9 protein-coding genes and 1 tRNA gene are annotated in these 13736 nt (G+C 61.4%); 5 read left to right on the top strand and 5 right to left on the bottom strand.

Annotation, left to right across the window (positions count from 1 at the left end; genetic code table 11):
• Window positions 1–3: 3 nt before the first annotated feature.
• A complete protein-coding gene (locus tag Q1B16_RS13755; RefSeq protein WP_299789656.1) occupies window positions 4–561 on the bottom strand; it encodes a YSC84-related protein in 558 nt (185 codons plus the stop codon).
• Between the two features lie 131 nt (window positions 562–692).
• Entirely contained in the window at window positions 693–1694 is a 1002-nt protein-coding gene (gene hemB, locus Q1B16_RS13750; protein WP_299789653.1) for a porphobilinogen synthase, read from the bottom strand.
• A gap of 102 nt (window positions 1695–1796) precedes the next feature.
• Here hemB and Q1B16_RS13745 point away from each other — a divergent pair, with 102 nt between their 5' ends.
• The 3 genes from Q1B16_RS13745 (at window position 1797) to Q1B16_RS13735 (ending at window position 7581) form a co-directional block, all read left to right on the top strand.
• Window positions 1797–2324 (top strand): component of SufBCD complex, encoded by a 528-nt coding sequence (locus tag Q1B16_RS13745; protein WP_299789650.1) that lies wholly within the window; start codon window positions 1797–1799, stop codon window positions 2322–2324.
• 33 nt (window positions 2325–2357) lie between these two features.
• Window positions 2358–5834: a transcription-repair coupling factor gene (mfd, locus tag Q1B16_RS13740; RefSeq protein WP_299789647.1), complete on the top strand. Its 3477-nt coding sequence runs from the start codon at window positions 2358–2360 to the stop codon at window positions 5832–5834.
• Between the two features lie 100 nt (window positions 5835–5934).
• The gene (locus Q1B16_RS13735; protein WP_299789644.1) at window positions 5935–7581 is read left to right on the top strand and encodes a BCCT family transporter; all 1647 of its coding nucleotides are present in this window, start codon (window positions 5935–5937) and stop codon (window positions 7579–7581) included.
• A gap of 11 nt (window positions 7582–7592) precedes the next feature.
• Here the strand turns inward: Q1B16_RS13735 and Q1B16_RS13730 are convergent.
• Window positions 7593–7666, bottom strand: a tRNA-Gly gene (locus Q1B16_RS13730).
• Window positions 7667–7848: 182 nt separating this feature from the next.
• On the opposite strand from Q1B16_RS13730, the gene Q1B16_RS13725 reads away from it, so the two are divergent.
• Both Q1B16_RS13725 and Q1B16_RS13720 read left to right on the top strand, forming a co-directional pair.
• Complete coding sequence (locus tag Q1B16_RS13725; RefSeq protein WP_299789640.1) at window positions 7849–9225, top strand: NAD-dependent succinate-semialdehyde dehydrogenase; 1377 nt, start codon at window positions 7849–7851, stop codon at window positions 9223–9225.
• A 67-nt stretch (window positions 9226–9292) separates the two neighbouring features.
• Window positions 9293–9889, top strand: coding sequence for an SDR family oxidoreductase (locus Q1B16_RS13720; RefSeq protein ID WP_299789637.1), 597 nt, complete (start codon window positions 9293–9295; stop codon window positions 9887–9889).
• Window positions 9890–10198: 309 nt separating this feature from the next.
• On the opposite strand, the gene Q1B16_RS13715 is transcribed toward Q1B16_RS13720, so the two are convergent.
• Together Q1B16_RS13715 and Q1B16_RS13710 are read right to left on the bottom strand one after the other, a co-directional pair.
• Window positions 10199–11485 carry a hypothetical protein gene (locus Q1B16_RS13715; protein ID WP_299789634.1) on the bottom strand — a complete coding sequence of 429 codons (1287 nt, stop codon included), beginning with the start codon at window positions 11483–11485 and terminating at the stop codon, window positions 10199–10201.
• 118 nt (window positions 11486–11603) lie between these two features.
• On the bottom strand, window positions 11604–13652 hold the full coding sequence (locus tag Q1B16_RS13710; RefSeq protein ID WP_299789631.1) for an ASKHA domain-containing protein: 2049 nt from the start codon (window positions 13650–13652) through the stop codon (window positions 11604–11606).
• Window positions 13653–13736 lie beyond the last annotated feature (84 nt).

Raw genomic sequence — 13736 nt, 5'->3', positions numbered from 1 at the left:
GGGTCAGGGAATGATCCGCGTGTATTTCACGCCTTCCAGTGTCGCGCCCAGGCGCAGACCGGCTTGGCCGAAGATCACCGCGATCACCGGCGCCAGCGATGTGGTGGTCTCGGCCGCGATGGTCTCGCCGCCTTCCGGGATTGCGTATTCGATATTCGCACCCGCGGCCCAACCCGGGGAGCGACGGAAGTTCATCAGCGCATTCTCGGTCATGAAGAACAGAACATGGGCATATTGCTGCGCCCCGATCTGGATGCCCGCGCTCGCCTTGGTCGTGGAATAGTAGTCCACCGTGATACCGCCCACGCGCAGGGCGCCGCGTCCGAACGCACCGCCAAGACCAAGGCCTGCTTCGGTCACGAGCGGCATGACCAGAATGCCGTTGGCATTCGCTGCGAGGTTCTGGGTGCCGGGGAACCGGCGATACATTTCGGCCAGGGTCGCGTCGACCCGCGCATCGATCCGCGCGCCGCCATTGCCTCCGACCCCGTTGTTACAGGCCGCCAAAAGGAATGTGCCGCCCAAAGCCAGTGTCAGCTCGCGTCGTGTCAGGGATGTCATGTGTCTGCTCTTTCTGTGCCGCTTCGTTCTACGGATGCCTCAGGGATCCGGCTGTTCCGCCGGTTGTCACAGAACATAGCAAGGTTCCGCCGATCTGTCACTACGGATAGATCACCATAAGCGACGCACCGCTACCCGTTGAGAAGGCGCGCGGCGGCAGGCGCGAAATAGGTCAGCACTCCGTCGCAGCCCGCACGTTTGAAGGCCATCAGGCTTTCCAGCATAACCCGGTCATGGTCGAGCCAGCCGCGCTCTGCCGCGCCAGCCAGCATCGCGTATTCACCCGACACCTGGTAGGCGAAGGTGGGTACGCCGAACATGTCCTTGGTGCGACGGCAGATGTCGAGATAGGGCATCCCCGGCTTGATCATCACCATGTCCGCGCCTTCACTGAGATCCCGCGCGACCAGGCGCATGGCCTCGTCTGAATTGCCCGGATCCATCTGGTAGCCCTTCTTGTCGCCCTTGAACGCGCCTGAGGCCCCCACCGCATCGCGGAATGGCCCGTAGAAGGCGCTGGCGTATTTCGCGGCATAGCTGAGGATGGCGACGTTCGAGAACCCTTCGCCCTCCAGCGCGCCGCGCATGGCTGCAATGCGGCTGTCCATCATGTCGGACGGACCGATGATGTCCGATCCGGCCCGCGCTTGTGACAGGGTCTGCTTGACCAGGGCCTCGACCGTGCGGTCGTTCTCGATATAGCCGGTCTCATCCATGTAGCCGTCATGGCCCGTGATGTTGTACGGATCGAGCGCCACATCGGTCATGATCATCAGGTCCGGCACCGCGTCCTTGATCGCGCGGGTTGCCCGGTTCGACAGGTTCTCGGGGTTCCACGCCTCGGCACAATCCTCGGTCTTCAAAGCGGGATCGGTATAGGGAAAGAGGCAGATCGCCGGGATGCCCAGCGCATGAGCCTCGCGCGCCGCCTCGACCACCTTGTCCACCGACCGGCGCACCACGCCGGGCATTGAGGCCACCGGCTCTTCGATACCCTCGCCGTCGCGCACGAAAACCGGCCAGATGAAATCGTCGGGCGTCAGGGTGTTCTCACGCACCATGGCGCGCAGCCCTTCGGTGCGGCGCATCCGGCGCAGACGTGTGGCGGGAAAGGCGGGGGTGATCGGTTTCATCGGCGCGGTCCTTGTCTTTGCGGTGATTGGGTGGCATGGAATGACCGCTGGAACAAGGCCTGCCATACCCAGAGGCCGCGCGAACGAGGGAAGACGAGCGCCTTGGATTGGTACTCTACCGTTTTTGAACTGATCGACATGCGGTCCTTTTCCAATCTCTGGTTCTGGATTGTTCTCGCCGTGGTCTGGTCCTCCGCCAGCCATTGGGTCCTGGGGGTTCCGTTCGACATGGTTGGACGGGCACGACGCAGGGGCGGCAAGGCGGCCGAAGATCTGACGGATCTGCTGCGCATCAACACGGCGCGGCTTCTCTATATCGCCGAAGAGGCCGGGCTCTGGATCATCGGCGGCGGGACGTTCTTCCTGACCGGATTCGCCGTTCTGGGCTGGGTCTACGGGGTCGAGATCGCGCAGGCGCTGTTCCTTCTCACCTTTCCCATGTCGCTTGTCAGCCTGCTGAGCGTGCGCACCGCGAGGGCCTTGCGCGAAAAGGACGAGGACCTCGATGCGGTTTACAAGCGTCTCGGGCGGCACCGGCTGATCGTGCAGGCCATCGGCATGGCGTCGATCTTCGTCACCGCGATGTGGGGAATGTACGTAAACCTCAGTATCGGCGTGCTTGGCGGTTGACGCGGGCCGGGCCGCGCGCCACATGAGCGCGCTATGAAGACATCCCAGCACATCACCATGGGCGGCGCGCCCGAAGGGTTCGACGCGCGGCTTGTTCTGGCCGAGGCCGAGAGATCGGGCGGGGCCGTTTGCCACATCGCCCGCGACGACCGGCGGCTTGCACAGATGCGCGACGCGCTGCGGCTCTATGCGCCCGACATGCCGGTCTTTCTCTTTCCCGGCTGGGATTGTCTGCCCTATGACCGGGTGTCGCCCAACCCCGACATTTCCGCCGCGCGCATGGCGACGCTGGCGGCGCTGACCCACGCAATGCCGAAGCAATACGTGCTTTTGACCACGATGAGCGCCGCGACACAGAAAATTCCTGCGCGCGAGGTGCTCCGGGACGCGGCCTTCACCGCGCGGGTTGGCAATCGGATCAACGAAGAGGCCCTGCGCAATTTCCTCGTCCGCATGGGCTTTAGCCAGGCGCCCACAGTGCTGGAGCCGGGCGACTATGCCATTCGCGGCGGCATCATCGACATTTTCCCGCCGGGCGAGGGCGGGCCGGTTCGGCTGGACCTGTTCGGCGACGTTCTGGACGGCGCACGCCGGTTCGATCCCGCCTCGCAACGCACCACGGACAAGCTTGAGGTGGTGGAACTGGCCCCCGTGTCCGAGGTCATTCTGGACGAGGCGGGGATCACACGTTTCCGTCAGAACTACCGCATCGAATTCGGCGCGGCGGGCAGCGACGATCCGCTCTACGAGGCGGTCAGCGCCGGGCGCAAGCAGGCGGGGATGGAGCATTGGCTGCCCTTTTTCCATGACCATCTGGAAACGCTGTTCGATTACCTGCCCGGTGTGCCGGTCACGCAGGACGACCAGATCACGCCCGCGCGCCTGTCACGTTGGGACGGGATCGTGGACCAGTTTGAGACCCGCAAGGCCGCCCTGTCGCAGAAATCGCGCATGGACACGGTATACAAGCCGGTAACGCCCGAGGCACTGTATCTCGACGACACCGCCTGGACAGATGCGCTTGGCGATCGCCGTGTGGTGCAGTTTCATCCCTTGCCGCAAGCCTCCGGTCCCGGCGTGGTCGATGCGGGCGGGCGCATCGGGCGCAACTTTTCGCCCGAACGGCAGCAGGAAAGCGTCAGCCTGTTTCACGCGTTGGCCGATCACGTGCGCAAGAAGATGGAAGTTGGCCCTGTGGTCATCGCGTCTTATTCGGATGGCGCCCGCGAACGCCTGTCGGGGCTGATCGAGGACGAAGGGCTGGCGGAAACCATCCCCGTCACCGATCTCACCCGCGTCGGCAAGCGCGGTCTTCATCTGACAGTCTGGCCGCTGGAACAAGGGTTCGAAGCACCTTGGAGTGACGCTGGCAAAGATGCTCGGATCACTGTCGTGTCCGAGCAGGACGTTCTTGGCGACCGCCTGATCCGGTCCCCGAAGAAACGCCGGAAGGCCGAGAATTTCCTGACCGAGACACAGTCGCTGTCTCCGGGCGATCTGGTGGTGCATGTGGATCACGGCATCGGCCGCTATCTGGGCATGGAGGTCATTACCGCAGCCGGGGCGGCGCATGAATGCCTGCTGCTGGAATATGCGGAAAGCTCAAAGCTGTACCTTCCGGTCGAAAATATCGAGCTGCTGTCAAAGTACGGCCACGAGGAAGGCTTGCTCGACAAGCTGGGTGGCGGCGCGTGGCAGGCCAAGAAGGCGAAGCTGAAAGAGCGGATCCGCGAAATGGCGGACAAGCTCATTCGCGTGGCCGCCGAACGGGCGCTGCGAAAGGCGCCTGTCATGGACCCGCCGCCGGGCGCGTGGGACGCGTTCTCGGCGCGGTTCCCGTACCAGGAAACCGACGATCAGTTGCGCGCCATCGAGGACGTGATGGCCGACATGCACTCGGGCCAGCCGATGGATCGGCTCATCTGCGGCGACGTGGGGTTCGGCAAGACCGAGGTCGCCATGCGCGCGGCCTTCGTCGCGGCGATGTCGGGCGTGCAGGTGGCGGTGATCGCACCGACCACGCTTCTGGCCCGCCAGCATTACAAGAGCTTTGCCGAACGGTTCCGGGGATTTCCCCTGGAAGTCAGACCTTTGTCGCGCTTTGTTTCCACAAAGGATGCACAAGCCACCAAGGACGGCCTCGCGCGCGGCACGGTGGATATCGTCGTTGGCACACACGCGCTGCTTGCCAAGGGCATCCGGTTCCAGAACCTCGGCCTTCTCGTGATCGACGAGGAACAGCACTTTGGCGTGGCGCACAAGGAGCGGCTCAAGCAGCTGCGCTCGGACATCCACGTGCTGACGCTCACCGCGACGCCGATCCCGCGCACGCTGCAATTGTCGCTGTCGGGCGTGCGGGACCTGTCGATCATCGGCACGCCGCCGGTGGACCGTTTGGCGATCCGCACCTATGTCAGTGAATTCGACGCGGTGACGATCCGCGAGGCGCTGTTACGCGAACATTACCGAGGCGGACAAAGCTTCTTCGTCGTCCCGCGCATCAGCGACCTGCCTGAGATCGAAGAGTTCCTCAAGGAACAGGTGCCCGAAGTGTCCTATGTCGTGGCCCACGGCCAGATGGCTGCGGGCGAATTGGACACCCGGATGAACGCCTTTTACGACGGCAAATACGACGTGCTGCTGGCCACGACCATCGTGGAGTCGGGTCTCGATATCCCCACCGCCAACACGATGATTATCCACCGCGCCGATATGTTCGGCCTCAGCCAGCTTTACCAGATCCGGGGCCGGGTGGGGCGCTCCAAAACCCGCGCCTACGCGTATCTCACGACCAAACCGCGCGCCAAGCTGACGCCGGCCGCCGAAAAGCGGCTGCGCGTATTGGGATCGCTCGACACGCTGGGCGCCGGCTTCACGCTCGCCAGCCAGGATCTCGACATTCGCGGCGCTGGCAACCTTCTGGGCGAAGAGCAGTCGGGCCAGATGCGCGACGTGGGATACGAGTTGTACCAATCCATGCTGGAAGAGGCGATCGCCAAGATCAAATCCGGCGAGATGGAAGGGCTTTCGGAAGCGGATGACCAATGGGCCCCGCAGATCAACCTGGGCGTGCCTGTCCTGATCCCCGAGGAATACGTGCCCGACCTCGACGTGCGCCTTGGCCTCTACCGCCGTCTGTCGTCACTGCACACGAAGGTGGAGCTTGAGGGCTTCGCCGCCGAATTGATCGACCGTTTCGGAAAACTCCCGCGCGAGGTGAACACGCTGCTCTTGATCGTCCGCATCAAGGAAATGTGCAAACGCGCGGGTATCGCGAAACTGGATGGCGGGCCGAAGGGCGCGACGATCCAGTTCCACAACGACAAGTTCGCGTCCCCCGAGGGTCTGGTCGATTTCATCAAGGACCAACGCGGGCTGGCGAAGGTCAAGGACAACAAGATCGTCGTCCGCCGCGACTGGAAAAAGGACAGCGACAAGATCAAGGGCGCCTTCGCGATTGCGCAGGATCTGGCGAAGAAAGTCAAAGACGCGAAGACCGCACCCGCCTGATCCGATCCAGTCCTCGAAACAATCATGCCGGGCAGCGATGCAGGAACGTTTCGCGTGCGACGGGCGTTTTCCATCAAATTTCTTGTTTACAGGGTTTTAGATGGAAAATCTCGCGCGCCGCTTGGGTCTGAAAACCGATCCGACCATTTTCTTCGCCTCTGCCGGTTTCACCATCGTCTTCGTCATCGCGCTGGTTCTGTTTCCCGAACCCATCGGCGACGCCTTCGCCGTCGGGCGGTCTTGGATCGTGGTCAATCTGGGCTGGTTTTTCATCCTTGGCGTCAATGTCTGGCTGGGGTTTCTGATCTGGGCCGCTGCCTCGCGGCATGGTCACATCCGGCTCGGAGCGAAAGGATCGCGGCCGGAATATTCGAACCTGAGCTGGTTCACCATGCTCTTCGCGGGCGGGATCGGGACCGTGCTGATGTTCTGGGGCGTTGCGGAACCGATTTCGCATTTTGCCAACCCGCCGCTTCCCGGCGTTGAGCCCTACACGCAGGAAGCCGCGCGCGACGCGATGTCGATCGCGATCTATCACCTCGGCCTGCACACCTGGACGATCTTTACACTGCCCGGCTTGGCCTTTGCCTATTTCATCAACCGCTATGAGCTGCCCGTGCGGGTGTCCTCGGTCTTCTATCCGCTGCTGCGAGAGGGCATCCACGGCCCCTTCGGAAAGGCCATCGACATCGCCGCGATCTTGGGCACGCTTTTCGGTGTCGCCGTGTCCTTGGGCCTTGGGTCGAGCCAGATCGCTGCCGGTCTCGACGCGCTTTTTGCCACCGGGGACGGCGCCACTGTGCAGGTCATGATCCTCGCCGTGCTGACCGGGGTCGCCATCGTGTCGATCGTGGTCGGTCTCGACAAGGGGGTGAGGGTGCTGTCGAACCTCAACATCGGCATGGCGGTCGGTCTCATGATCTTTGTCCTGGTCTGCGGTTCGACGCTCTTTTTGCTGCGCGGGATCGTCGAAACCTTCGGGCTCTATTTCAACAATCTGCCACGTCTCGCGTTCTGGAACGACATGCTTGCCGACGAAACGCCCAACACCGACGACTGGGGCTGGCAGGGGTCGTGGACCGTGTTCTACTGGGCCTGGACCGTCACGTGGTCGCCCTTCATCGGTCTGTTTGTCGCGCGCATTTCGCGGGGTCGCACGATCCGGGGATTCGTCTTCGGCGTGCTTCTCGCGCCGTCCTTGTTCACGCTCATCTGGTTCTCGATCTTCGGCTGGCAGGCGATGGAGTTCGATGGTTTGGGCACAGCCGCGCGGGCGGCGATGGGCGATCAGGCCGGTCAGATCAGCGCAGCGGTGGCGGAAAGCGTGCCGCTGGCCATGTTCGCCTTTTTCGAGAACCTGCCCCTGACCGAACTCGTGCAGGGCTTCGCGGTGGTCATCGTCGCGATCTTCTTCGCCACCTCTTCGGACTCCGCGTCGCTCGTCGTGGACATGCTCTGTACCGGCAACGCCGCCCCTGGCCCGGTGCGGCAACGCGTCTTTTGGGGGGCGGCCGAAGGGCTGGTTGCCGCGATGCTCATCATCTTGGCCGGAGAAGCCGGTCTGACCGCGCTGCAACAGGTGATTACGGTGGTGGGGCTTCCGATCTTCGTGCTAGTCTCGATGATGATCCCTTCCTTGATCCGTGGCTTCACGCTCGAGGAGATCGACCACGTGACAATCGGCACCCGTCCGGAGTTGGAGGGGTTCCATTCAGAAACAAGCGCGTCTTCGGAGTCGAAATCGTGATGCGGTGCGTTTGGAGCGGGTAACGGGAATCGAACCCGTAACTTAAGCTTGGGAAGCTCGCGTGATACCTTTTCACCATACCCGCGCTCTGAGGCGACGGGATACGCGCCGCTCTGTGCTGCGTCAAGATCGCTTTGCGTGCGGTGGTGACGGCCCATCCCGCAACATGCGGCGCGTTCACGCTGACCTGACGCGACCAAGGCGGAACAAAGCGACAGGCCACACGTTGGCCGACCAAGGAAACCCACACCGGATTTTGAGGTCAGCATGTCGAAAATAGAAACGATCAACCCCGCCAACGAAACGCCCATCGCCACCTACGAGGTGATGGACAAAGCCACCGCGATCAAAAAGGTCGAGGCGTGCCATGCCGCATTTCTCGACTGGCGCACCAAGACCCACGAAGAACGCGCGCCCTATCTGACCAAGATCGCCGACGCCCTGCGGACCCACGCCGACGCGCTGGCCGAACTGATGACCAAAGAGGTCGGCAAGCTTTACCGCGACGGCAAGACCGAAGTGGAGCTTTGCGCGCAAATCTTCGAATACACCGCCGAGCACGGCCCCGAAGAACTGGCCGATGAAACCCGCACCCATGCGGGCGGCGAGAAGCGCGGTCTGGTGACGTACAGCCCGATCGGCGTGATCTACAGCATTCAGCCCTGGAACTTTCCGCTCTATCAACCGGTCCGCGTGCTGGCGGCCAATCTCATGGCAGGCAACGGGTGTGTCTTGAAGCACGCCTCCATCTGCACCGGTAGCGGGCTCAAGCTGCGGGAGATTTGTATCGAGGCCGGATTGCCCGAGGATTTGTTCCAGGTTGTCGTGATCGACCACGACACCTCCGACGAGATCATCACGCACGACTTGGTGCGCGGCGTGACCATGACCGGCAGCGACGGGGCAGGGAGCCATATCGGCTCGCTCGCCAGCAAGCACCTCAAGAAAACCGTTCTCGAACTGGGGTCCAATGATGCGCATCTCGTGCTCGAGGACGCGGACATCGAATTGGCGGTGAAAACCTGCGTCATGGGGCGGCTTTTCAACAATGGCGAAACCTGCGTCTCGGCGAAACGGTTCGTCGTGACGGACAAGGTGTATGACGCCTTCGTGTCAGCCTTCGTGGAGCAGATGGACGCCATCAAGACCGGCGATCCGATGGACGAGGACACCAAGCTCGGACCGCTCTCCAGCAAGGACCAGTTCGACACCGTGGCCGAGCAGGTGAAGAAAAGCCTCGACAACGGGGCAACGCTGCTTTGCGGGGGCAACCCGACGGATCAAACGGGATATTTCTACCCGGCGACCGTTCTCGGCGACTGCAAGCCGGGAATGCCCGCCTATGACGACGAGATCTTCGGCCCCGTCGCCTCGGTCATCCGCGCCAAGGATGACGAAGACGCGATGCGGATCGCCAATGACAGTCGCTACGGCTTGGGCGGCGGCATCTTCTGCAAGGACGAGGACCACGCGGTCAAACTGGCCCGCGATCACTTCGACACCGGTATGGTGCGCATCAACAGCTTCGGCGCGGCCGACCCCAACATGCCGTTCGGCGGGGTCAAGGACTCGGGCTACGGCCGCGAACATGGCGGGTTCGGGATGAAGGAATTCGTCAACGTGAAGGCGATCTTCCGTCCCTGACCTCCCTCATTCACGCGGCGCGCCTTCGGGCCGCGCTGCACTCACAGATTTCTCGAAAGGACACGACATGAGTATTCTCGTCGCCGGGGCCACCGGCAAAACCGGATTGCGCCTGACCCAAGACCTACTGGCCAACGGCCATCAGCCGATCGCGCTGGTGCGCGACAGCTCTGACACATCGGACCTTCCCAACGGGGTCGAGCTGCGCAAGGGCGATCTGACCGACCTGCAACCGGGTGTTTGCGATGGCTGCGACGTGGTGGTCTTCGCCGCCGGGTCGGGGCCCGACACCGGGCAGGACATGACCGAGAAGGTCGACCGCGACGGCGCCAAGCGGCTGGTCGATCTTGCGAAAGAGGCGGGCGTGTCGCGCTTCGTCATGCTCAGCACCGTCGGTGCGGGCGACCCGGACCCCGACAGCAAGCTGGGCCCGTACCTGATGGCCAAGCACAAGGCGGACGAACACCTCAAGGCCTCCGGTCTGGACTTCGCCATCCTGCGGCCCGTGGCCCTGACCGAAGAGGACGGCACCCGCGACATCGTCTATGGCGATGCCGTAGATGTGCAGGGCGAGGCCGCCCGGGGCGACGTCGCCTATGTGCTGGCGCAGGCGGTGGATGACCCGGAATGGCGTGGCAAGACGCTGCGGATGGCGTCGGCGTAAATGTCGTTTAGGTGAGACCGTAGGGTGCGTGCTCGGCACGCACCTTTTTTGTTGGGAAGGTGCGTGAAATCACGCACCCTACGCGTTGTCACCACATCCGATCACAGAGCAAGCGTCCGACCGGGTGGGCGCGGAACGCGCCCGCCATGGGGCGGGCGGACGCGTCGCCGCCACTGCGCGACGGCGGGGCATGACCCAGAATGGCGCGGCAAGACGCTGCTTATGTCGACGGCGTGAGATTAGGGTGCGTCCTTCGGTGCGCACCTTTTTTTGTGTGGGCGGTTCGTGAGATCACGAAAGCATTGGCTTTTAGCCTTTGCCGGAAGCCTTCAAAACTGATTGGAAGGCATCCGCAACAACCTTGAGCGCACCAAGTTCAATATTATTGCTGTTGCTATTATTTGACACCCGGTTTTGCCCAAAAAGTTTCTGCGTCAATTCGTTCTTGAGTTCGTTCCTTTTGTCCTCTGGTAATGAGGAAAGGAAAGGGTCAATCGCTTTAACTTCTAAAGCAAACCATCTCATATGTTGCTCAGTCTCGCGATGAATGCTCGATTGCTTTGCTGCGTAACCGCCCATGCCCAGAAAAACCAAAGTTAACGACATCGTTGTGATTATTTCGGACCAATTGAAGGAACCATCTGCGTTTGGTTCAAATCCCATATAGTATTTGAGCAAAATCCAGAAGCCAGCAGCTATAAATGATCCCATCGCAACTCGTCGCCAAATGTTCGCAGCGGTTTGTTCTTGGGTCGCGTTACTCTTATAACCTCCCGCAACGCCATCAGTTCCGACAAGTTCGTGGATTTCAAGTATATCTTGGTGCTTTGTTCTGGCCATTAGGAGCAATTTATCAATTTCCGACAAAAAGCTATCAAATCTCTGCTTGAGAAGCGATTGATGCTCGGCGGTTATGCTGTCAATTTCTTTTTCGGATTGGTCTCTCCAGTCACGGACAGCGGCGTCAAAGTACTTATCTCGTTCTATCTGCTTAGCAGAAAACTCTTCTGCTCGTGTAGTTTGGCCATTCGTAAACTCATTTTGCCATTCACTTAACGTCTGTTCTATGTCAGTCGATAGCGCCTCAAAACGAGATTGAATTTCTGATAGTTGCTGCTCTAGTTTTTGAACAGAATTTTCAGCTGAAGAGATACGTTTTTCGAAGTTATTTGACTTCTTGTCAACGGCTTCACAAAATCTTTCATAACTCTTGTTTAAGTCTCGTATATTTTGTGCTACATCGGGTTCATAGGAAAATGATGCTAATTGATATATTAATGGCAGAAGATCATTTATATGTTCATTTGCATTTCGCAGATTTCCAAGCTTTCTGTTTGTTGAATAGCTTTGAATCTGGTTCCAAATCTGAGCTTGTCGAAGTTGATTGTTTAGATTGGAGATTAGACTGTCCGAGGAAAGGTCCGGATCTTGCCCGTCGATCACCCTTTTAATTAGTGACAAAACCTTCACAAATCTACGCCGATCAACTTCGTGTTCCGCGTCAAGATCAATGTCATCAAATTCCATCCAATTTTCAAGAGTGGTTAATGTCTCGTGAATTTGGTGGCTTTCGAAGCTGTCTGACCAGCGAGACATAATCGTTCTTCCTTGAAAGTTTAGATCGCAATCGTTGTGCTACACGAAGTCGTAGCTATCCTATGATGTGATGAAGAAGAAAGAGATTCAACCTGAAGTTCTCATTCTAAAACGCGTTTCACCCCCGCTTCCGCCGCCGCACCCGACCGCCATCACTCCCATCCCCCTGCGTGTTGAACCCGACGACGGGCAGCGTCACCACCTTGCCCAGTTCCGGGAACGGGTCGGTGGCGTGGGGGATGGCGTTGGCGGCGACGAAATGTTCCTGAAAGCGCGGCTCGATGGCGGTTTCGACCTTGGTGATCTGGCGCACAATGCGCTCGATCTCGGCGCGTGCGGCCAGATTGCAGAGCGCGATGCGCGCGCCGGTGCCGGCGGCGTTGCCCGCGCTGGATACCTTGTCAAGCGGCACGTCCGGGATCATCCCCAGCACCATCGCGTGTTTCGCGCTGATATGCGCGCCGAACGCGCCTGCCAGCACCACGCGGTCCACCACGTCCACGCCCATATCGTCCATCAACAGCCGCGCGCCTGCGTAGAGCGCGGATTTGGCCAGCTGGATCGCGCGGATGTCGCCTTGGGTGACGGTGATGCGCGGGCCGCCCTCGGACGTGGCGTCGTGGATTAGGTAGGCGTTGGTGCGGCCTTCGGCAATGCAGCGGTCGGTGCCGGTCTGCGCCGCCGATCCGATCAAGCCCGAGGGGTCAAGCAGACCCGCGATGCGCAGCTCGGCCACCGCCTCGATGATGCCCGATCCGCAGATGCCGGTGATGCCTGTGGCGGCGGTCTCGTCCCAGAAGCCGTCCTCGTCCGACCACTTGTCACAGCCGATGACGCGGAAGCGCGGCTCCTTGGTCACGGGGTCGATGCGGATCGCCTCGATGGCCCCGGGCGCGGCGCGCTGGCCGCTGGAGATCTGCGCGCCCTCGAAGGCCGGGCCGGTGGGCGAGGAACAGGCGAGCACGCGGCTGGTGTTGCCCAGCAGGATTTCCGCATTGGTGCCCACATCGACAATCAGCACGAGGTCCTCGGATTTGCCAGGCTGCTCCGACAGCGCCACGGCGGCGGCATCGGCCCCCACATGGCCCGCGATGCAGGGCAGGATGTAGATCTGAGCGCTGGCGGGCAGGGCGGTAAGGTCGAGATCGCGGGCGGTCAGGTTGAGGTGGTTCGACGTGACGAGCGCGAAGGGCGCCTGGCCCAGTTCGACGGGGTCGATGCCCAGCAGCAGGTGGTGCATCACCGGGTTGCAGACGAAGACAGTCTCGAGAATAAGGCTGGTCGAGATGCCCGCCTCCTTGGCGATCTCCTCGGCCAACGTGTTGATCGCGTCGCGCACGGCGCGGGTCATATCGGCATCGCCGCCGGGGTTCATCATGGCATAGGACACGCGGCTCATCAGGTCTTCGCCAAAGCGGATCTGCGGGTTCATGATGCCCGAGGACGCCACGACCTCGCCGGTGTCGAGATTGGTCAGATGCGCCGCCACGGTGGTGGAGCCAAGGTCGATGGCAAGGCCGTAGAGCCCCGCTTCGTGCAGGCCGGGCCAAGCGGCGATGATCTGCGGTGTGGCGTCGGCACTGGTCTTGTGAAGTGCCACGGTGATCGCCCATTTGCCCTTGCGCAGAACGGGTTGCAGCGTGGTCAGCACCGGGAAGGCGCAGGTGATTTCTGCGATCTCCCACTGGTCCTTGAGCGCCCGCGCCACGCGTTCCAGATCACCCGTGGGTGTGTGCATGTCGGGCTCATCCACCTCGATGTAGTAGAGCCGGGTCGCGGGGTCCATTTCGATCACCCGCGCGCTGGCGGCCTTGCGGACGACTTGGCGGTGAACCTGGCTTTCGGGCGGCACGTCGATGACGATGTCGCCCTGCACCTTGGCCTGACACCCCAGCCGCCGCCCCGGCTTCAGCCCGCGCTTTTCGTCATAACGCGCCTCGACCGCGTTCCAGTCGGACAGCGCACCTTCGCGGGCGGTCACGCCGTGCTTGGAGAACTCACCATAGCCGGGCGTGATCTGGCACTTGGAACAAATGCCGCGCCCGCCGCAGACGCTGTCGAGATCGACCCCCAATTGCCGCGCGGCGGTCAGGACAGGCGTGCCCACTGGAAACCGGCCGCGTTTGCCGGATGGTGTGAAGACGACGAGCGGGTCTTGGTCGGACATGGGAATCCCTCTGATCACGGTTGACCGGGACCATAGCGTTCCGCGTGCGGGGAAAAAGGTGAATTACGTCATAATGTTTATGCA

Origin of the sequence: uncultured Marivita sp. (assembly GCF_947488135.1) — a bacterium.
Classification (GTDB): domain Bacteria; phylum Pseudomonadota; class Alphaproteobacteria; order Rhodobacterales; family Rhodobacteraceae; genus Marivita.
This window is presented reverse-complemented; position numbering and strand designations above follow the sequence as displayed.

Excerpts from the sequence above, each read along its gene's own strand:
- Q1B16_RS13755 (WP_299789656.1), bottom strand. The coding sequence starts at position 561 with ATGACATCCCTGACACGACGCGAGCTGACACTGGCTTTGGGCGGCACA.
- hemB (WP_299789653.1), bottom strand. The coding sequence starts at position 1,694 with ATGAAACCGATCACCCCCGCCTTTCCCGCCACACGTCTGCGCCGGATG.
- mfd (WP_299789647.1), top strand. The coding sequence starts at position 2,358 with ATGAAGACATCCCAGCACATCACCATGGGCGGCGCGCCCGAAGGGTTC.
- Q1B16_RS13735 (WP_299789644.1), top strand. The coding sequence starts at position 5,935 with ATGGAAAATCTCGCGCGCCGCTTGGGTCTGAAAACCGATCCGACCATT.
- Q1B16_RS13725 (WP_299789640.1), top strand. The coding sequence starts at position 7,849 with ATGTCGAAAATAGAAACGATCAACCCCGCCAACGAAACGCCCATCGCC.
- Q1B16_RS13720 (WP_299789637.1), top strand. The coding sequence starts at position 9,293 with ATGAGTATTCTCGTCGCCGGGGCCACCGGCAAAACCGGATTGCGCCTG.
- Q1B16_RS13715 (WP_299789634.1), bottom strand. The coding sequence starts at position 11,485 with ATGTCTCGCTGGTCAGACAGCTTCGAAAGCCACCAAATTCACGAGACA.
- Q1B16_RS13710 (WP_299789631.1), bottom strand. The coding sequence starts at position 13,652 with ATGTCCGACCAAGACCCGCTCGTCGTCTTCACACCATCCGGCAAACGC.